Annotated in this window: 17 protein-coding genes; 3 read left to right on the top strand and 14 right to left on the bottom strand. The window is 55.0% G+C overall.

Annotation, left to right across the window (positions count from 1 at the left end; translation table 11 throughout):
* Window positions 1-34: 34 nt before the first annotated feature.
* The 10 genes from leuA to rpmE all read right to left on the bottom strand — a co-directional run bounded on the left by leuA (window position 35) and on the right by rpmE (window position 10,196).
* On the bottom strand, window positions 35-1,705 hold the full coding sequence (leuA, locus tag ACI6NM_RS12150; RefSeq protein WP_262427317.1) for a 2-isopropylmalate synthase: 1,671 nt from the start codon (window positions 1,703-1,705) through the stop codon (window positions 35-37).
* A 257-nt stretch (window positions 1,706-1,962) separates the two neighbouring features.
* Window positions 1,963-3,318 carry a phosphoglucosamine mutase gene (gene glmM, locus ACI6NM_RS12145; protein WP_262427316.1) on the bottom strand — a complete coding sequence of 452 codons (1,356 nt, stop codon included), beginning with the start codon at window positions 3,316-3,318 and terminating at the stop codon, window positions 1,963-1,965.
* 122 nt (window positions 3,319-3,440) lie between these two features.
* Complete coding sequence (gene rfbD / locus ACI6NM_RS12140; RefSeq protein ID WP_262427315.1) at window positions 3,441-4,292, bottom strand: dTDP-4-dehydrorhamnose reductase; 852 nt, start codon at window positions 4,290-4,292, stop codon at window positions 3,441-3,443.
* On the bottom strand, window positions 4,292-5,323 hold the full coding sequence (gene rfbB, locus ACI6NM_RS12135) for a dTDP-glucose 4,6-dehydratase (protein WP_215654807.1): 1,032 nt from the start codon (window positions 5,321-5,323) through the stop codon (window positions 4,292-4,294). Before rfbB ends, rfbD begins: the two co-directional genes overlap by 1 nt.
* Before the next feature lie 89 nt (window positions 5,324-5,412).
* Window positions 5,413-6,315: a glucose-1-phosphate thymidylyltransferase RfbA gene (rfbA, locus tag ACI6NM_RS12130; protein ID WP_262427314.1), complete on the bottom strand. Its 903-nt coding sequence runs from the start codon at window positions 6,313-6,315 to the stop codon at window positions 5,413-5,415.
* A 216-nt stretch (window positions 6,316-6,531) separates the two neighbouring features.
* The gene (locus ACI6NM_RS12125) at window positions 6,532-6,897 is read right to left on the bottom strand and encodes an MGMT family protein (RefSeq protein WP_262427375.1); all 366 of its coding nucleotides are present in this window, start codon (window positions 6,895-6,897) and stop codon (window positions 6,532-6,534) included.
* Between the two features lie 8 nt (window positions 6,898-6,905).
* Window positions 6,906-7,979, bottom strand: coding sequence for a peptide chain release factor 1 (gene prfA, locus ACI6NM_RS12120; protein WP_022272864.1), 1,074 nt, complete (start codon window positions 7,977-7,979; stop codon window positions 6,906-6,908).
* A gap of 15 nt (window positions 7,980-7,994) precedes the next feature.
* A complete protein-coding gene (gene prmC, locus ACI6NM_RS12115; RefSeq protein ID WP_215654805.1) occupies window positions 7,995-8,852 on the bottom strand; it encodes a peptide chain release factor N(5)-glutamine methyltransferase in 858 nt (285 codons plus the stop codon).
* Window positions 8,849-9,826, bottom strand: a complete 978-nt coding sequence (locus ACI6NM_RS12110; protein WP_262427313.1) for a DUF1385 domain-containing protein — start codon at window positions 9,824-9,826, stop codon at window positions 8,849-8,851. The genes prmC and ACI6NM_RS12110 overlap by 4 nt, the downstream gene beginning before the upstream one ends.
* Before the next feature lie 160 nt (window positions 9,827-9,986).
* A complete protein-coding gene (gene rpmE / locus ACI6NM_RS12105) occupies window positions 9,987-10,196 on the bottom strand; it encodes a 50S ribosomal protein L31 (RefSeq protein WP_022272867.1) in 210 nt (69 codons plus the stop codon).
* A 203-nt stretch (window positions 10,197-10,399) separates the two neighbouring features.
* On the opposite strand from rpmE, the gene ACI6NM_RS12100 reads away from it, so the two are divergent.
* Complete coding sequence (locus tag ACI6NM_RS12100; RefSeq protein WP_262427312.1) at window positions 10,400-11,125, top strand: hypothetical protein; 726 nt, start codon at window positions 10,400-10,402, stop codon at window positions 11,123-11,125.
* A 78-nt stretch (window positions 11,126-11,203) separates the two neighbouring features.
* Here the strand turns inward: ACI6NM_RS12100 and ACI6NM_RS12095 are convergent, their stop codons facing one another.
* Genes ACI6NM_RS12095 through ACI6NM_RS12085 form a run of 3 tightly spaced genes read right to left on the bottom strand, consistent with a single transcriptional unit; the run spans window position 11,204 to window position 14,316 of the window.
* On the bottom strand, window positions 11,204-12,346 hold the full coding sequence (locus ACI6NM_RS12095; RefSeq protein ID WP_262427311.1) for a DUF4037 domain-containing protein: 1,143 nt from the start codon (window positions 12,344-12,346) through the stop codon (window positions 11,204-11,206).
* Window positions 12,343-13,194 carry a tetratricopeptide repeat protein gene (locus tag ACI6NM_RS12090; RefSeq protein ID WP_215654799.1) on the bottom strand — a complete coding sequence of 284 codons (852 nt, stop codon included), beginning with the start codon at window positions 13,192-13,194 and terminating at the stop codon, window positions 12,343-12,345. The genes ACI6NM_RS12095 and ACI6NM_RS12090 overlap by 4 nt, the downstream gene beginning before the upstream one ends.
* Window positions 13,195-13,230: 36 nt before the next feature.
* Window positions 13,231-14,316 (bottom strand): acyltransferase family protein, encoded by a 1,086-nt coding sequence (locus ACI6NM_RS12085; RefSeq protein ID WP_262427310.1) that lies wholly within the window; start codon window positions 14,314-14,316, stop codon window positions 13,231-13,233.
* A 214-nt stretch (window positions 14,317-14,530) separates the two neighbouring features.
* Between ACI6NM_RS12085 and bioB the strand changes: the two genes are divergently transcribed.
* Window positions 14,531-15,487, top strand: coding sequence for a biotin synthase BioB (gene bioB / locus ACI6NM_RS12080; protein ID WP_215654842.1), 957 nt, complete (start codon window positions 14,531-14,533; stop codon window positions 15,485-15,487).
* Here bioB and ACI6NM_RS12075 read toward each other — a convergent pair.
* The gene (locus ACI6NM_RS12075) at window positions 15,461-16,474 is read right to left on the bottom strand and encodes a threonine ammonia-lyase (RefSeq protein WP_262427309.1); all 1,014 of its coding nucleotides are present in this window, start codon (window positions 16,472-16,474) and stop codon (window positions 15,461-15,463) included. The genes bioB and ACI6NM_RS12075 overlap by 27 nt on opposite strands.
* A 256-nt stretch (window positions 16,475-16,730) precedes the next feature.
* Here ACI6NM_RS12075 and uraA point away from each other — a divergent pair, with 256 nt between their 5' ends.
* Window positions 16,731-17,984, top strand: a complete 1,254-nt coding sequence (gene uraA / locus ACI6NM_RS12070; protein WP_262427308.1) for a uracil permease — start codon at window positions 16,731-16,733, stop codon at window positions 17,982-17,984.
* Window positions 17,985-18,023: the final 39 nt, after the last annotated feature.

Raw genomic sequence — 18,023 nt, 5'->3', positions numbered from 1 at the left:
ATAAGAGAAGGGGTATGTAAATGTAAGGAATCTGTCAATTGTCTCCGTATAAGCGGTTGACGGCGCTGAAGATGCCGCGCAGGGAGGCGCGGGTGATGTTGGAGCTGATGCCAACGCCGTAGGTGACACGCTTCCGGTCCTGATCCATCATGTGGATGTAGGAGGCCGCCTGGGCTCCGGAACCGGAGGTCAGGGCATGCTCGCTGTAATCCAGGACCTTGATATTGATGCCCAGCTCTTCCTCCAAGCCGCGCTGGACAGCGTCGATGGGGCCGTTTCCAACGCCCTCAAACTGTTTTTCGACTCCATGGTCGGTGTAGGTGACCACGGCCACGGTGGTGAAATCTCCGGCAGACTCGAAATCTGTGATCTTGCACTTTTTGAAGTGGTACGGTTCCTTCCGGTCCAGATAGTTTTTCTGGAATTCCTCCATGATCTGCTCGGGAGCCACCTCTCCCTGCCGCTCGGCGATCTTCTGGATCATGTCGGCAAATTCCTTATGCATGCCGCGGGGCAGCTTGAAGCCGAAGAAGGTGTCCATGACGAAGGCCACGCCGCCCTTTCCGGACTGGCTGTTGATACGGACGATGGGCTCGTACTCCCGGCCGATATCCGACGGGTCGATGGGGAGATACGGCACCTGCCATACCTTGCTCTGGCGCTCTAAAAGTGCGTGCATGCCCTTATTGATGGCGTCCTGGTGGGAACCGGAGAAGGCGGTGAACACCAGCTTTCCGGCATAGGGGTGGCGGGGATCGATGTGCATTTTCGTACACCGCTCATACACCTCTGCGATCCGCTTTACATCAGAGATCTCCAGCTCCGGATCGATGCCCTGGGAGAACATATTGTAAGCCAGGGTCAGGATATCCACGTTTCCGGTCCGTTCCCCGTTTCCGAACAGGGTGCCCTCCACCCGGTCCGCACCGGCCAGGAGCGCCAGCTCTGTGGCCGCCACTCCGGTTCCCCGGTCGTTGTGGGGATGAACGCTTAAGATAATGCTTTCCCGGTTTTCCAGATGCCTGTTCATCCATTCGATCTGGTCTGCATACACATTGGGAGTCGTCATCTCCACCGTGGACGGCAGGTTCATGATCATCCTGTTCTCCGGCGTCGGTCCCCAGGCTCTCTGGACCGCGTTGCAGATATCCAGGGCGAAATCCAGCTCCGTGCCCGTAAAGCTCTCCGGTGAATACTCCAGTACCACCTCTCCGTCATGGTCCTTCATATAGTTCTTTACCATGGCGACGCCGTCTGTGGCGATCTTTTTGATCTCCTCCCGGTCCATGTGGAATACCACGTCCCGCTGTAAGGTGGATGTGGAATTGTAAATGTGGACCACTGCCTTTTTGATCCCCTGGATGGCCTCAAAGGTACGCTTCACCAGGTGCTCCCGGCACTGGGTCAGCACCTGGACCATCACGTCATCGGGGATCAGATTCCGCTCCACCAGCTGTCTTAAAAAATCAAATTCGATCTGGGAAGCCGCAGGAAAGCCGATCTCGATCTCCTTAAAGCCCATTTCCACCAGGAGATTGAACATCTCGATCTTTTCCTCTACCACCATGGGCTCCACCAGGGCCTGGTTTCCGTCCCTTAAATCCACGCTGCACCATGCGGGCGCCTTCTGTATCTCTTTTCCGGGCCATTCCCGCTCCGGGTAATGGACCACCGGTACTCTCTGATATCGTTCCACATTTTTCATGATCTGCTTCCTCCATTTAAGTCCTGTACTGGCGTTTTTACTTTCTGAACCACATTAAGGCCGGAGTCGGTAAATCACGCTGTATTTCTCTACGATAAACTGTGTTACGCTCTTAGGTCTAACCCCATATCCATCAGTCCTCTGCTCAGATTTTATGTAAAACACATTATAGCATCTGATTTCTGTTATATCAACAAAAGCTCCCATATCTTTTGATTATGGGAGCTATGCCGGGACTATTTATGAGGGCCGCAGCTCTATGAAACTGCGTGGCCTTTTTTTCTGAGGGCTCCGATCACCTGGTCCACGTACTTTTCGCAGATCTCCGTGGATTCGGCCTCCACCATGACGCGGATCAGCGGCTCAGTTCCGCTCTGTCTCAAGAGAAGCCTTCCGTCGCTGCCCAGGGCCTTCTCCACATCGGCTGCGGCCTGCTTCACGTCTTCGTCGCCCAGGGCGGCCGCCTTGTCGGCCACACGCACGTTCTTAAGGACCTGGGGCAGGATGGTCACCTCGGAAGCCAGTCTGGACAGAGTCTCCTTCTTTTCCAGCATCACCTCCATGATCTTTAAGGAGGTCAGGATCCCATCGCCGGTGGTGGCGTATTTGCTGAAAATAATATGGCCGGACTGCTCGCCGCCCAGGCAGTTTCCAGTCTGGGACATGTTTTCATACACATATTTATCGCCCACAGCCGTTTTGTCGTAGCCGATGCCCTCCCGGTCCAGAGCCTTATAAAGGCCCAGGTTGGACATGACTGTGGTTACGATCTTATTATTCCTTAAATTTCCCTGCTCCTTCATATATTTTCCGCAGATATAAAGGATCCGGTCGCCGTCCACCACTTCTCCGTTTTCATCCACCGCCAGACAGCGGTCTGCATCGCCGTCGTAGGCAAAGCCCACGTCCAGATGGTTTTCCTTCACAAAGGCCTGGAGCCGTCCAATGTGGGTAGAGCCGCAGTCCGTATTGATATTTAAGCCGTCGGGCTCGTTATTGATCACAAAGGTATCGGCTCCCAGGGCATCGAACACGCTCTTTGCCACAGAGGAAGCGCTTCCATTGGCGCAGTCCAGCCCCACCTTCTTCCCCTTAAAGGAACGGGTGGCAATGGAGATCAGATATCCGATATAGCGGTTCCTTCCGGCTGCAAAATCCTGGGTGCGGCCGATCTGGTCCCTCTTTGCCAGGGGAAGCTCTCCCATCTCCCCATCCAGGTATTTTTCGATCTCCAGGATAACCGACTCCTCCATTTTCTCTCCGCTGCCGTTCATGACCTTGATGCCGTTGTCATAATAGGGATTGTGGCTGGCAGAGATCATGATCCCGCAGTCAAAATCCTCGGTACGGATCACATGGGACACGCTGGGCGTGGTAGTCACGTGCAGCAGATATACGTCTGCGCCCGAAGCCGTCAGGCCCGACACCAGGGCGTACTCAAACATATAGCTGGACCGTCTCGTATCCTTTCCGATCACGATGCGGCACCGCTCTCCCTTGGCCTTCTGCCCGTAATACCAGCCCAGGAAGCGGCCCACCTTATAGGCGTGCTCCACCGTCAGATCCACGTTGGCCTCTCCCCGGAAGCCGTCTGTTCCAAAATATTTTCCCATTTTTCTCATCCTCCTAAAAAAGGTTTCCCCCCGCCTTCCTGATCCCTGTATTATTCTATGACTCAGCTCCCGCAGATGGAAGCCAGGAAGACCTCTGCCGGAGGCCTCGCCCATCTTTTATCCTACCAGGTAATCTCCTTCAGATAACGGCCCACTGCGTCCTTCCAGTCCGGAAGCCGCTCAAAGCCGTTTTCCGTCAGCTTCTCCTTGCTGATCCGGCTGTTCATGGGCCGCTTCGCCTTGGAGGCCGGATACCCGCTGGTGGGAACCGGCGTTACCTTTACCTCGTCCATCCCCGCCTGGCGGAAGATCTCGCAGGCAAATTCATACCAGGAGCATAAGCCCTCGTTGGTGGCATGGTACCGGCCATATTTCTCGGTCTGGATCATATCCACCAGGAGCCTGGCCAGATCATAGGTATAGGTGGGGGAGCCGATCTGGTCGTCCACCACCGTGGCCGCGCCCCGTTCCTTTCCGATACGGAGCATGGTCTTAATGAAGTTCTTTCCGTTGACGCCGAACACCCAGGCAATGCGGACGATGAAGAATTTTTTCACCAGCTCCTCCACCGCCAGCTCTCCCTCGTATTTGGTCTGACCGTATACGTTTAAGGGATGGCGCTCGTCATCCGGCTCCCAGGGGCGGGTCCCCTGGCCGTCGAACACGTAATCCGTGCTGATGTACATCATCTTGATATCCAGGTCGCGGCAGACCTCTGCGATGTTCCTGGTGCCGTCTGCGTTGACCTTTCTGCATACGTCCACGTTGTCCTCGGCCGCATCCACAGCCGTATAAGCGGCACAGTGGATCACAGCGTCCACCTTCGATTCCGTGATCACCCTCCGGCAGGCCCCTGCGTCGGTGATGTCCATCTCCTCCAGGTCCACTCCCACGGGCTCCAGGCCGCGTTTTACCATTTCATTTACCACGTCATGGCCCAGCTGGCCCTTGACGCCTGTTACTAAGATCCTCATTATTTCTCACCCAGCCTCTTTCCATACATGTTATCGAAATAATTGCTGTACTCGCCGCTTAAGATGTGCTTCCACCAGTCCTCGTTGTCCAGATACCACTGGATGGTCTGCTGGATCCCGGTATCGAAATTGTATTTGGGCTTCCAGCCAAGCTCGGTCTCCAGCTTTGTGGGATCGATGGCATATCGGCGGTCATGGCCCGGACGGTCCGTTACAAATTTGATCAGGCTCTCCGGCTTATCAAGGGCCTTTAAGATGGTCTTTACAACCTCTAAGTTGGTGCGCTCGTTGTGGCCGCCCACATTATATACTTCTCCCACCCGGCCGTTGTGGATGATCAGATCGATGGCCTCGCAGTGGTCGGAAACATGGAGCCAGTCTCTCACATTCTCGCCTGTTCCGTATACCGGAAGGGACTCGTCGGCCAGGGCGCGGCTGATCATCAACGGGATCAGCTTCTCCGGGAAATGGTAGGGGCCATAGTTGTTGGAGCAGCGGGAAATGGTCACCGGCAGACCAAAGGTCCTGTGGTATGCCATGACGAACAGGTCGGCGCTGGCCTTACTGGAGGAATAGGGGCTGGAGGTGTGGAGCGGAGTCTCCTCGGTAAAAAAGAGGTCCGGACGGTCCAGAGGCAGGTCTCCGTATACCTCGTCGGTGGATACCTGGTGATAGCGCTTGATCCCGTATTCCTTACATGCGTCTAAGAGCGTGGTGGTACCCATAACGTTGGTACGCACAAAGCTCTCCGGATCCACCACGGAGCGGTCCACGTGGCTCTCAGCCGCAAAGTTTACGACCATATCGGGCTTTTCCTTTTCAAACAGATCGAATACGAATTTCCGGTCCGCAATGTCGCCCTTTACAAATTTATAGTTGGGCTTTCCCTCCACGGGCTTTAAGGTCTCCAGGTTGCCTGCGTAGGTGAGCAGATCCAGGTTGACAATGTCATACTCCGGATATTTATTTACCATATGATGGATGAAGTTGCCGCCGATGAAACCGGCGCCGCCTGTTACGATGATCTTCATTTTTGTTTCTCCTTATTCGCTTTCTTCAAATCCACGCCGTTCTCCGGCTTTCCGGCCGGAAGATCCTGCGTTTTCTGGCCAGGAATGTTTTATCGGTCCGCATGGCCCGGCAGCTTGTCGATATACTTGCCGTCCACCACGTCCTTCAGATACTGGCCGTATTGGTTCTTCTTTAAGATCTCATAGGCCTCCATGACCTCGTCCCTGGTGATCCAGCCGTTGGTATAGGCGATCTCCTCCAGGCAGGCGATCTTTCTGTGCTCATGGGTCTCCACGGTCTTAACAAAGTTGGTGGCCTCCACCAGGGATTCGTGGGTTCCCGTATCCAGCCATGTGAAGCCCTGGCCTAAAAGCGTCACATCCAGCTCGCCGCTCTCCAGATAGATCCGGTTTAAGTCCGTGATCTCCAGCTCGCCTCTCGCAGAGGGCTTTAAGTTTTTCGCATACTCCACCACCCGGTTGTCGTAGAAATACAGGCCGGTGACGCAGTAGTTGGACTTGGGCTTTTCCGGTTTCTCCTCAATGGAAATAGCCTTTCCGTCCTTATCGAATTCCACAATGCCGAACCGCTCCGGATCGTCCACGTAATATCCGAATACAGTGGCTCCCTTTTCCCTGGCAGCCGCCTCCCTGAGGCGCTTCTTTAAGCCCTGGCCGTGGAAGATATTGTCTCCCAGGACCATAGCCACAGAATCGTTTCCGATGAAATCTGCGCCGATGATAAAGGCCTGGGCCAGTCCGTCGGGACTGGGCTGCACCGCATAGCTGAGGGTGATGCCGAACTGATGGCCGTCGCCTAAAAGAGCTTCAAACCTGGGCGTATCATCGGGAGTGGAGATGATCAGGATATCCCGGATCCCTGCGTTCATCAGAACGGAAAGGGGATAATAGATCATGGGTTTATCATAGATGGGTAAAAGCTGTTTGGAAGTCACCTTCGTCAGTGGATAAAGACGTGTGCCGCTGCCGCCGGCAAGAATGATACCTTTCATATCTGTTCTCCTTCATTTTCTGCTGTTTTAGTCCGTTTTTCCGGAAAAAAGCGTCCGCCGCGGAGGCTAAAATTTTCCCACGGCTAAAAAAGGACGCACCTTCCCCGTATATATGGCGTCATTATAGCATAAAACCCAGATGATTGAAAGGCCGGATGTTACAAACCTATTGGATTATCTTTAAGATTTCTTTAAATCCTTCTGATTTTCCGAGATTCAGATGTTCATAGAAAAAAAGGCCCGGTTCAGTTCCAGGGCCTCCTCCATGGTATTTTTCCATCCGTAACGCTTCAGATCCGTCTTCCATCCCTTAGGGGTCCACAGCACCTCCACGCCTTCCTCCCGCAGAAGAAGGCACTGGAGATCCATGGACGCAAAATGAGCGGCCCCGCTCAGGATCCCGGCGGCGTTCACCACCCGGTGGGCCGGCACGTTCTCTCCTGCCAGCCCTTTTTTCAAAGCGTATCCCACCTGTCTGGAGTTCCCCGGCTTCCCGCAGAGCAGGGCGATCTGGCCATAGGTGGCCACCCTCCCTCTGGGGATCCGGCTGCATACCAGACCGATGCGGCGGTAAATATCCATATCCATTTTTAATTCTCGTTCATTTTCGCCAGCTTGGCCGCCTGGTCTGCGGCGATCAGGCTGTCGATCAGTTCCTGGAGATCGCCGTCCATGATGGAGTCGATCTTATAAAGGGTCAGCTTGATCCGGTGCTCTGTCACACGTCCCTGGGGGAAGTTGTAGGTGCGGATCTTTTCGGACCGGTCGCCGGTGCCGATCTGGCTGCGGCGCGCCTCGGCCTCCTCATTCTGGCGGCGCTCCAGCTCCATGTCATACAGCTTGGAACGCAGCAGGCGGAACGCCTTATCCTTGTTCTGCAGCTGGGATTTCTCCGTCTGGCTGTAGATCACGATTCCCGTGGGAATATGGGTCAGACGCACCGCAGAGTCAGTGGTGTTTACGCACTGGCCGCCGTTTCCGGAGGCACGCATCACGTCGATGCGGATATCCTTTTCGTCGATGACCACGTCAAACTCCTCGGCCTCCGGCATGATCGCCACAGTGGCCGTAGACGTATGGATCCGGCCGCCGGACTCAGTCTCCGGCACACGCTGTACCCGGTGTACGCCGCTTTCGTATTTCAGCTTGGAATATGCGCCCTGGCCTGTGATCATGAATTCCACTTCCTTCATGCCGCCGATGCCGCTCTCGCTGACGTTAATCAGCTCCACCTTCCAGCGCTGGCGCTCTGCATAATGGACGTACATCCGGTACAGCTCGGAAGCGAACAGGGCCGCCTCGTCTCCGCCTGCGCCTGCGCGGATTTCCACGATCACGTTCTTATCATCGTTGGGGTCCTTGGGAAGCAGAAGGATCTTAAGCTGCTGCTCCAGCTCCTCGATCCTTTTTTTCGCGTCGGAAAGCTCTTCCTTGGCCATCTCCCGCATTTCCTCGTCGCTCTCTTCCTCCAGAAGGGCCAGGCTGTCCTCCACGTCCTGCTTTGCCTGCTTATATTCCTTATATGTCTCCACCAGCGGCGTCAGATCCGACTGTTCCTTCATCAGTTTCCGGAATCGTTTCTGATCCTCTGCCACGGACGGATTGTTTAACTCAAACATCAGCTCTTCGTAATGCTTAACAATGTCTTCCAAACGGTCGAACATAGGAAACCTCCTTCTTTATTTCCGGATCTGCCCCGGCCACGTTCCGCGCACTACCCGGTCCATGCCCGCCAGATCCTTTATCACCTTTGTATCCTGAAATCCATGGGACTCTAAAAGCGTCTTCACCGCCGCCCCCTGGTCGTGACCCGTCTCAAAATAAACGGAACCGCCCTGGTTTAAGAAATCCCCGCATTGCTCCGCCAGGATCCTGTAAAAATACAGGCCGTCCTCTTTCCCGTCTAAGGCTCCCAGAGGCTCATGGTCACGCACCTCCGGCTCCAGGCCCCGGATCACCTCACTGGGGATATAGGGCGGATTGGAAACGATCACATCGAACATGTCCCTTCCCGGCTCAAAGGCAGCGAACATATCGCTCTGGCGAAACTCCACCGGATACGTTCCGGCGTTTTTTTCTGCCACCTCCAGGGCCTCGGAAGAAATGTCTGCCGCTGCCACCCGGGCGTATCCGCCCAGGGCCTTTAAGCTGACGGCGATGCAGCCGGAGCCGGTACACATATCCAGCACAGAAATATTTCTGTTTTTCTGCTCATTTAACACAGTTTCCACCAGCGTCTCAGTATCCTGCCTGGGGATCAGCACATGGGCATTGACAAAAAACTCCATGCCCATGAATTCCTGTGTGCCCAGGATATGCTGGAGGGGCACCCGGCCGGAACGCCGCTCCAGGCCGTTCTCATAAGCCTTGAGGGCCGGAGCCTCCGGCGCCGCCTCCTCCTTTGCATCCAGGAAATACCTGGCCCGGCTCATGGAAAATGCCTGTTCAAACAAATACCAGGCGTCCAGCTCATACTCCTGGATCCCGGCCTTCTTTAAGCGCTCCTGGCCCTGTTTTAACAGCTCCCCCCAGGTCATGCCAGTTTCTCCTGCTCTTCAAAATACCCGGCCGGATACGTTTCCGGAAAGTTCTCCTCCAGGTATTTCTTCCAGTCGAACACTTCCTCCACAGCGGCGATGGCCACCTGGATCATGGAATCGTCCGGCTCCTTGGTGGTCAGTCCCTGCATCCACATGCCGGGGCGGCTTATGATGTCCATGATCTTTGAATTGCTGGTTCCAGCTAACCGTAGCACCTCATAGGACACGCCCGCGATCACCGGGATCAGTACGATCCGGCTGACGATCCGGAGCCAGATGGTGTCCACCCGGACCACCATAAAGAACAGGATGCTGATGACCATGACGATCAGAAGAAAGCTGGTGCCGCAGCGCTTGTGCTCCTTGGAGCTCTTCCGGACGTTTTCCACATTTAATACCAGCCCGTTCTCCAGGCAGTTGATGCATTTGTGCTCGGAGCCATGGTACATGAACGTGCGGCGGATGTCATCCATCCTGGAAATGATCTTAATATAAGCGATAAAGATCCCAATGCGGATCACTCCCTCCAGTACTGCCATGACCGTTTCCGACTGGATGAACCGGCGGAAAAAGCCGGCGATCAGAAGCGGGAGCACCATAAAGATCCCAATGGCCATGAACACGGAAAAGATCATCACCGCCGTCATAACGACGCTTTCCATTTTTTCTCCGAATTTATCGATCAGGAAGCTTTCAAATCTTCCCGGAGCCTCGTCCTCTTCATCGTCCTCAAAAAAGCTGGCCGACCAGGTGAGAGTCTTCATCCCCAGGATCATTGAATCCGCAAAGCTGAAAATCCCGCGTACAAACGGAAGGGAAAAGAATTTCACTTTTTCCGTCATACTCACATATGTGTCTTTCTGGATCACGATCTCCCCGTCAGGCTTTCTGACGGCGGTGGCATAGGTATCCTTATTTTTCATCATGATTCCCTCTAAGACTGCCTGTCCCCCGATACCGGAATATTTCAATTTTAAACCTCCATGTCTGTAAGATCCCGCAGACGCGCGTCTCCGGCCCGTCTGCCTCCGGGGCCTGCCGGGAGCGTTCCCACTCCGCCTGGCCTCCGGGTAAACAAAAAGGGCTGAGTTTTCAGAAATATCCAAAAGCTCAACCCTGCTTTATCAAACCTTATTTGTCTGCTTTCACACCATACTTACGGTTGAACATCTCGATACGTCCGCGAGCGGAAGCAGCCTTCTGCTGACCGGTATAGAATGAATGGCATTTGGAACAGATTTCTACGTGAATGTCTTTCTTGGTAGAACCAGTTACAAATTCATTACCGCAGTTGCAAACGACCTTGGCCTGATAGTAATTTGGGTGGATTCCCTCTTTCATGATTTTCACCTCTTTATTTTTTGGTACATGACTGACAGTCACGTTTATTTATATACCTGTTCCCTTAGAACAGCTAAATAAGTATAGCATAGTTTATTTTTGAGTGCAAGTGTTTTTTCGCTGAAAATCGGGCGTTGATTTTCAGTGTTTTATTGCGGCATGATACTAAAAACTGATATAATGCAAATGAGAGGGGGCAAAGCATGAATAAAAAATTATCCGGGGTATTTACTGTTATTTTAATGATAAATGTATTAACCTTTAATATTTACGCCATGGAACATCTGATAGACAGGAATGACCGTGAATATTCAGAAATCTTGTCTCTGAACGATGAAATATTGGATTCCCTGAATCATGGCCTGGTCCATTCAGAAACAGGGAAAGATATTTCTGAAGATGTTCCAGAAGATGCAAAGACAGAATTAGAAAAAATTTTAAATCAATGGCATGTTGGCGCAATCCATATCTTTGATGGCCAGACTGTAAACTATGCGGAAACCGTTAAAGATGCACTGAAGCATGCGGGATATGATCCCAGAAACTATACATATGAAATCGTTTCAGGTATCCCGGGAATAAGATATCCCACAGCGATCGTATTTAACAGCGAAGAAAAAGCTGAATTCATAATACCTGCTGAACCGTCAGCAGCCCGTGCTTTTGAGGGTAACTGGCCCACGGCAGCTCAGAATACGGATCTGCTTTCTGCTTCAAATGAAGAGAATGACAGCAGTATGCCATTATATAATTACAGCGACTTTGCACGGGCATCCAGAAAAGCTGGCCTGTTTGGCCATGGCGGTATCGGAATCACGTATCCGGGTGGTACTTTTAATTGGAAGACAGGCGCTGCGGCCGTTGGTATTTTTACCGTTCTGGTCATCTGTTTATATTCATTTGTCAGATCTCGCAAGCCCGGGGACTGATGGAGTTGGAGACAGCTGCCTGCCGCTGCTGTCTCCAGCTAAGAGAGAAATCGAAACCGGATCCTGGCCGACGGCTCCCTACCCCTCCATCACATGAAGGTTCCGAAGCTCTCCGTCCCGGATGCGCTCCGTCAGCTCCATGGCATGGGGCTCCAGATAATCCCAGTCCCCGCCGGTCAAGCCCTGGCGCTTCAGTTCCTGTACCACAGCCCGGCAGACCATTTCGATCCTCTCCTCTGTCCGGACCGGGCCGCCAGCCAGCCGCTTCTTTGCTGGTCCGCAGGATCCCTCTGTGTCCTCTGCTTCCTTCTCCACGGATCCACGGACGCCATTTCTGTCCCCTGGTTCCGTATTCCCTGGCTCATAAACGCCAGCCGCATCCCCCGGCACGGCTGCTCCCCCTGTCAGCAGCCGCTCCAGCTCCCCAGCAGCCTCACGGAGCACCGGCAGCTCCCTGGCGGCCCGGAACGACCATTTGTAATACGGCATGTACCTGCGGTTCAGAAGAAAGATCATGGAAAGCCCTGCCGAAACAAATTCGTGGAGGGCCATGGCGGCGGCTCCGTATTCCCCCCGCCTCAAGCACCGGGAATAATTATACTGCCCCGACTGGGCCATAAGGACGGCCCGGGCCGCCATTTTCTTCAGACGCACGTCCTCCGGGTATCCGTCCTCCAGCTCCCGGCGCACGGCAGAAAACTCCCCGCATCCGTCGTAAAACACCCTTCCATTGACGGCGCAGGACAGGCTGTGCTCCGGCGTATACAGCCATTCCATCAGGGATTCCGGCGCTCCCGGCCTTCCTGTGAACTGGCGGTAAAATTCTCCAGTGAGCAAAACGCCCCGGCGTCCGCCGCCAAGGAGGCTCTGTTTTTCCCGCCTCACTCCCAGATACTCCTCCGGCAGCTTCCCATAAGCCCGGGACAGCTTAAATTCCAGCTCATGCTCCAGCCGGTCCGGGATCCAAAGACAGAAGCCGGCCTCAAAATCATGGTCCCGGGATATGGCATCATCAAAACCAAAGCAGTCGGAGCCCTCTCCGGCCACTCCCGCGGCGATCATATCCATATACTGGGGAAACTGCTCCTGGAGCATGGGCAGGCCGTATTCGCCAAAAAACCGTTCTGAAAGCTCCAGGCCCCTGATAACGTTTCCCCTGTCCTGTCCTTCCTCTATCGGCTCCATATCTGCCGCTCTTCCACTGCTCTTTCCATCTGTCATCTCCCCGGCTCCTCTCCGGCTTCCCGATAGATCCGGTCCGCCGCCTCGGTAAGTTCCTTCTTTATTCTGAAATATCCGAAATGTCCGAATGTTTCCGCGCATTTCCGGCAATTAAACGCGTAATATCCGTCTCTGGGAACCTCTCCGGAGCGAAAGATCTCCACTGCCTTTTCCAGACATCCGTCGATCTCCTCCTCCCGTCCCGCCTTCTCATACAGCACCGCCAGGTTCACCCAGGTGACCGCGATCTCCAGGAGGCTTCCCGGCCGCAGCGCCTCCATGATATCCATGGCTTTCTTATAATATGCCTCCGCCTTTCTATACTCTCCCAGGTCCTCCCAGGCCAGGGCCATGTTGTTGAACAGGCCTCCGAACCGGTAGTCTCCCGGCGGCAGGCTCCCGCCATAGGCCCTAAAGGCCTGGTCGTAATACGGCATGGCCTCTGCTGCCTTTCCAAAAGCCTTCATGGTAGTGGCGGCATTGAGACAGGTGGTGCCGCCGGTGACGGTCTGGGAAAGCCCATGATCTCCCACCAGGGCCAGCCCCTTTTCCACCGCCGCAAGGCCCTTTTCCCTCTCTCCGGAATTGCGGTAAAAGCCCATCATTTCATTCAATATAGTGATCTGGGATGCCCAGTCCCCGGCTTCCTCATACCGGGCCATCCAGTCCTCCAGATATATGGCCGCCTCCCGTTTGGCATCCCGGTCCAGGAGCCGGTCAAAGCCCTGGATCACCTCCCGGACCGAGGGACCTCCGTCCGCGCTCCCTGTATGCACCGCCTCTGCGGCTGCTATATGTGGTCTGAAGCAGCACTCTGGCTCCTCCCAGTCTTCTTTTTCCAGTATCATCTGTCATTTCCTCTCTGTTTCATTTTTCAGGAAGCCTTAGTCCAGGCTCCGCCCTCCGGAAAAGATCCGCCACACGGCTGGCGCATACCGGACCAGGATCCGGGCCGCCGCGTAAGAGGATGCCACCACCGCCGCCGGAAGCAGGAGGAACCAGGCCACAGCTAAGACCGCCATGGCCGGCCCGTCCAGCACGCGTCCCAGCACCAGGGCTCCGGCCTTATTAAAAACACGCACCAGGATAAAATGGATCCCGTATAAAAACAGGCTCTGGCGCATCCACGGCCTGGTCTTTCCCATCCGTCCGCTGTCAAACAGAAGCCATATGGATATGGGAAGGAAAAAACGGAACATGACGATCCACAAAACATCTGCCCCGGGCTTCCCCATCCTCCAGAAACAGATCGCTGCCATAAGGACATTTCCGATCCCCGCCAGGATCCGCCCCTTTCCATAAGAAGCCTCTGTCAGCTCCCGGCCATGGACGGCCATAAAGATCCCAAAGGAATAGTAAAGAAGTGCGTCGGTGTTGGGATGCATGGTATCCAGATGAAAATGGACGGCCGCCATGACAGCTGCCAGAAAGACCAGCCCCCGGGTCCGGTTCTTTATGATCCAGTAAAGGACCGGGGACAGCAGGATCAGGAACATCAGCTGATACAGATACCAGAATACCGGCGCGTACTGGTAATGAAGAACAGCCGCCAGAAGCTCCTCCCCGTTAAATGGCACCGGCGGTTTTCCAATGAGCCGGTAAACAGCCGGAATGCGGGTTGCCAGCACATAGCCCAGATAATAAAAAAGATTCCAGGCCAGATAGGGGACCGCCACGCTGCGGACCCGGCTCTTCCATTTTGCCGGAAGCTTCTCCCAGGAAAAGCTGCGGAAAAAAAGGTACGCCGACAGCATAAAAAATCCCGGCACTGCCGTCAGCCCCAGGGCCGCGGACAAGAAATCCTGGATCCTGTGGACCGTCAGCCAGATCCCCTCTGTGACCGGGGCGCCGCCGGAAAACAGCTCCGCATTATAGGAGTGGGCCCAGATCACCAGGATACTGAGCAGAAACATCACCCAGGAAACGTGCTCCCGGAACGCCTTTTCCTCCATGGTCTTTCCCATTTGCATCCATCCCTCCGTATTTTCCCAGGGCCGGAAAAGCAGACTCTCCAGCCCCTCTCTTCCTCTTATTTTGCGGAATTTCAGCCGGATTGTCAAGGCAGTTTTCCTCCCTCTGTTTGTCAACCAAATTTAATATATGGTTTACATTTCTCTGTTTTTATGATATTGTAAACTATATAAAATTTTTAGTTTACTTTAGGAGGCACCCATGACTGAACCTATGACCATGATCCAGGAACTGAAAACACGGATCTTAAACGGCGGCATGATCTCCCGGGAGGAAGCCCTGGCCCTTTATGAGGCTCCCCTGGAGGAACTCTGCTCCGCCGCCCGCCAGATCCAGCTCCATTTCTGCCAGAACCGCTTCGACCTCTGTACCATCATCAACGGGAAGAGCGGCCGCTGCCCGGAAAACTGCCGGTTCTGCGCCCAATCCGCCTATTCTTCTTCCAGCGCAGAGGAATATCCTCTGCTGGATGCTGATACCATTGTCCAGGAAGCTGGAAGGAATCACAGACAGGGTGTTCCCCGCTTTTCTATCGTGACCTCCGGCAGGCAGTTAAACGATAGGGAGGTGGACCGGATGTGCCTGGCCATCCAGAGGATCCGGAAAGAAACCGGCTGTCTGGTCTGCGCCTCCTTCGGTCTCCTGGACCAGTCTCAGTATGAAAAGCTGAAGGAAGCAGGTGTCACCCGGATCCACAACAATCTGGAGACCTCCCGGAGCAATTTCCCCAATGTGTGCACCACCCACACCTTTGACCAGAAGCTGGCCGCCATAAAAGCCGCCCAGGCCGCCGGGCTTACAGTGTGCAGCGGCGGGATCGTGGGCATGGGCGAGACCCCAGAGGACCAGGTGGACATGGCGCTCTCGCTGCGGGAGCTGGGGATCCGCTCAGTTCCCGTCAACATGCTGAACCCCATTCCCGGGACGCCCTTGGGACACCTGGCCCCGCTGACCGGAGACCAGATGCGCCGGATCGTGGCCGTATTCCGCTTCCTTCTTCCAGATGCCTTCATCCGCCTGGCTGGAGGACGGGGCCTCCTTCCCGACAAAGGGCGGAGCTGTTTCCTTTCCGGCGCCAATGCCGCCATCTCCGGCGATATGCTGACCACCTCCGGCATCTCCACGGCTGCGGATCTTCAGATGTTAAGCGAACTGGGCTGCGTCCTTTAGGATCTCCAGCTGTTCAAATCCCAGATTTCCGCCCGAGATCACAAAACAGACCTTATCCTCTTTTCCCACCGGGATCCGCCCCTCTAAAACGGCGCCGATCCCGATACAGGCCGACGGCTCCGCCAGGACCTTCCCCTCCATCAGGAGCAGCTCCATACCCTTCAGCATGAACGGATCATCCACCGATGCGAAGCCGTCCACATACGCCTTCACCACCGGGAAATTTTTAAGGCCCGGCCGCTGGGACACCAGGGCATCAGCCAGGGACTTCTTCATGGGCACCAGCACCGGTTCCCCGGCCTTCAGGCTCTCCGTGTACCGCGGAAGGGCCGACGGCTCCGCCCCGTATACCTTTGTATGATCCGACACGGATTTCACCGCCGCAGAAACGCCGCCGATGAGTCCGCCGCCGCTGGCCGGGACGATGACTGTGGAAAGCTCCGGACACTGTTCCATCAGTTCCAGGCCCAGAGTCCCCTGGCCTGCCATCACATCGTAATCGTCATAGGGCGGGATCATGGTGCTGCCCCTCTCCATACAGATCCGCTCCGCCACCTCGAACCGCTCCGGTGCTTCGCAGAGCACCACCTCGGCCCCCAGCTCCATAATAGCTTTTTTCTTTGCCTCCGGAGCCGTCCGCGGCATTACGATCACCGCCCTGGCCCCCTTCATTCTGGCACCATAAGCGATGGCCCGTCCGTGGTTCCCCGAAGATGCCGCCACGATCCCTCGAGAAAGCTCCTCATCTGTCAGCGTCAGGATCCGGTTCATGGCCCCCCGGAGCTTAAATGCCCCGGTCTTCTGCATACACTCTGCCTTGACATATACCTGGCAGCCCAGGTATGCATCCAGTGCCTTAAGCCTCAGAAGCGGAGTCTCATCCACAAACGGAGCGATCCGTTCCCTGGCCTCCTGGATCTGTTTTCCCGTAAATTCCATTACCTTCTCCTCCTTTTCTTCACCGCCGTTCATTCTCAGAGCGGCCATTGTCCAGTTCCCTTTTCGCGGAGATCCGGCAGAACACTGCTCCCTCTGCCGGTCCCGGAACATCCTTTTTCTAATTATATAGCTATTATCATAGGGGTCCTGCCATTTTGTCAACCTGGCTGTGAGATTTTTTACAGTATCCGGCAGCAGTTCCTTCTGTTCCTCTGATTTTTCTATTTGACAAAACGCCTTCTTATGCTAAAATGAAACACGAAATTTCATGATTTTCTCAAAAATTATATTTAGGAGGTTTCGTATGGAAAACCACACGATCATCCAGGTGGAGGACAAGGTCCCCTTCCGGCTTCTGATCCCCTTAAGCATCCAGCACATGTTCGCCATGTTCGGCGCGTCAGTGCTGGTCCCCTTCCTGTTCGGGATCAACCCGGCCGTCGTTCTTTTCATGAACGGGCTGGGCACTCTGCTTTTCATTCTGGTCACCAAGGGAAAGGCTCCGGCCTATCTGGGCTCCAGCTTCGCCTTTCTGGCTCCTGCCGGCATCGTCATTGCCAACTGGGGCTATGAATACGCCCTGGGCGGCTTCGTGGCTGTGGGCTTTGTGGGCTGTATCCTGGCGTTCATCATTTATAAAGTGGGGTATAAATGGATCGACATCGTCCTTCCTCCCGCCGCCATGGGCCCTGTGGTGGCTCTCATCGGTCTGGAGCTCTCCGGCAGCGCCGCCAGCAACGCCGGCCTTCTGGATGAAGTCATCGATCCCCGGAATGCCATCGTATTTTTCGTGACCCTGGGCTTTGCCGTATTCGGCTCCGTCCTGTTCCGCGGCTTCCTCTCTGTGATCCCGATCCTGATCGCCGTGATCGCCGGATACGTGGCTGCGGCCATTACCGGGATCCTGGACTTTTCCGCTGTCATGACCGCTCCGATCTTTGCCCTGCCAAACTTTTCTGCTCCAAAGTTTGATCTCCAGGCCATCCTGATCATCCTTCCGGTGATCCTGGTCATCACCTCCGAGCACATCGGGCACCAGGTGGTCACCAGCAAGATCGTAAACCGCGATCTCCTAAAGGAACCGGGACTCCACCGCAGTCTGTTCGGAGATAATTTCTCCACCATGCTGTCCGGTCTCATCGGCTCCGTTCCCACCACCACCTATGGGGAGAACATCGGCGTTATGGCCGTCACCAAGGTATACAGCGTCCAGGTCATCGCCGGCGCGGCCGTATTTTCCATCATCTGCTCCTTCATCGGAAAGCTGTCGGCCCTGATCCAGACCATCCCCGGCCCGGTCATCGGCGGGATCTCCTTCCTGCTTTATGGAATGATCGGCACCTCCGGCCTGCGGATCCTGGTGGATTCCCAGGTGGACTACGGCAAAAACCGGAACCAGGCCCTGACTGCCGTGATCTTCGTCACCGGACTCTCCGGCATTAAGGTGAACTTTGGAAACGTCCAGCTCACCGGTATGGTGCTGGCCTGCGTCACCGGAATGATCCTTAGCCTGGTATTCTACGTGTTTGATAAGCTGAAGCTGACCAACGATCAGTAAGCCGGAAACGCGCCTGTCGGCGGCCGCCAGGATGGGGGC

Source organism: Pilosibacter sp. YYHA0881 (genome assembly GCF_051602715.1).
GTDB lineage: Bacteria > Bacillota > Clostridia > Lachnospirales > Lachnospiraceae > Alitiscatomonas > Alitiscatomonas aceti.
This window is presented reverse-complemented; position numbering and strand designations above follow the sequence as displayed.

Coding starts and splice junctions, on each gene's coding strand:
- leuA (WP_262427317.1), bottom strand. CDS start 1,705: ATGAAAAATGTGGAACGATATCAGAGAGTACCGGTGGTCCATTACCCG.
- glmM (WP_262427316.1), bottom strand. CDS start 3,318: ATGGGAAAATATTTTGGAACAGACGGCTTCCGGGGAGAGGCCAACGTG.
- rfbD (WP_262427315.1), bottom strand. CDS start 4,292: ATGAGGATCTTAGTAACAGGCGTCAAGGGCCAGCTGGGCCATGACGTG.
- rfbB (WP_215654807.1), bottom strand. CDS start 5,323: ATGAAGATCATCGTAACAGGCGGCGCCGGTTTCATCGGCGGCAACTTC.
- rfbA (WP_262427314.1), bottom strand. CDS start 6,315: ATGAAAGGTATCATTCTTGCCGGCGGCAGCGGCACACGTCTTTATCCA.
- ACI6NM_RS12125 (WP_262427375.1), bottom strand. CDS start 6,897: ATGGATATTTACCGCCGCATCGGTCTGGTATGCAGCCGGATCCCCAGA.
- prfA (WP_022272864.1), bottom strand. CDS start 7,979: ATGTTCGACCGTTTGGAAGACATTGTTAAGCATTACGAAGAGCTGATG.
- prmC (WP_215654805.1), bottom strand. CDS start 8,852: ATGACCTGGGGGGAGCTGTTAAAACAGGGCCAGGAGCGCTTAAAGAAG.
- rpmE (WP_022272867.1), bottom strand. CDS start 10,196: ATGAAAGAGGGAATCCACCCAAATTACTATCAGGCCAAGGTCGTTTGC.
- ACI6NM_RS12100 (WP_262427312.1), top strand. CDS start 10,400: ATGAATAAAAAATTATCCGGGGTATTTACTGTTATTTTAATGATAAAT.
- ACI6NM_RS12095 (WP_262427311.1), bottom strand. CDS start 12,346: ATGACAGATGGAAAGAGCAGTGGAAGAGCGGCAGATATGGAGCCGATA.
- ACI6NM_RS12090 (WP_215654799.1), bottom strand. CDS start 13,194: ATGATACTGGAAAAAGAAGACTGGGAGGAGCCAGAGTGCTGCTTCAGA.
- ACI6NM_RS12085 (WP_262427310.1), bottom strand. CDS start 14,316: ATGCAAATGGGAAAGACCATGGAGGAAAAGGCGTTCCGGGAGCACGTT.
- bioB (WP_215654842.1), top strand. CDS start 14,531: ATGACCATGATCCAGGAACTGAAAACACGGATCTTAAACGGCGGCATG.
- ACI6NM_RS12075 (WP_262427309.1), bottom strand. CDS start 16,474: ATGGCCGCTCTGAGAATGAACGGCGGTGAAGAAAAGGAGGAGAAGGTA.
- uraA (WP_262427308.1), top strand. CDS start 16,731: ATGGAAAACCACACGATCATCCAGGTGGAGGACAAGGTCCCCTTCCGG.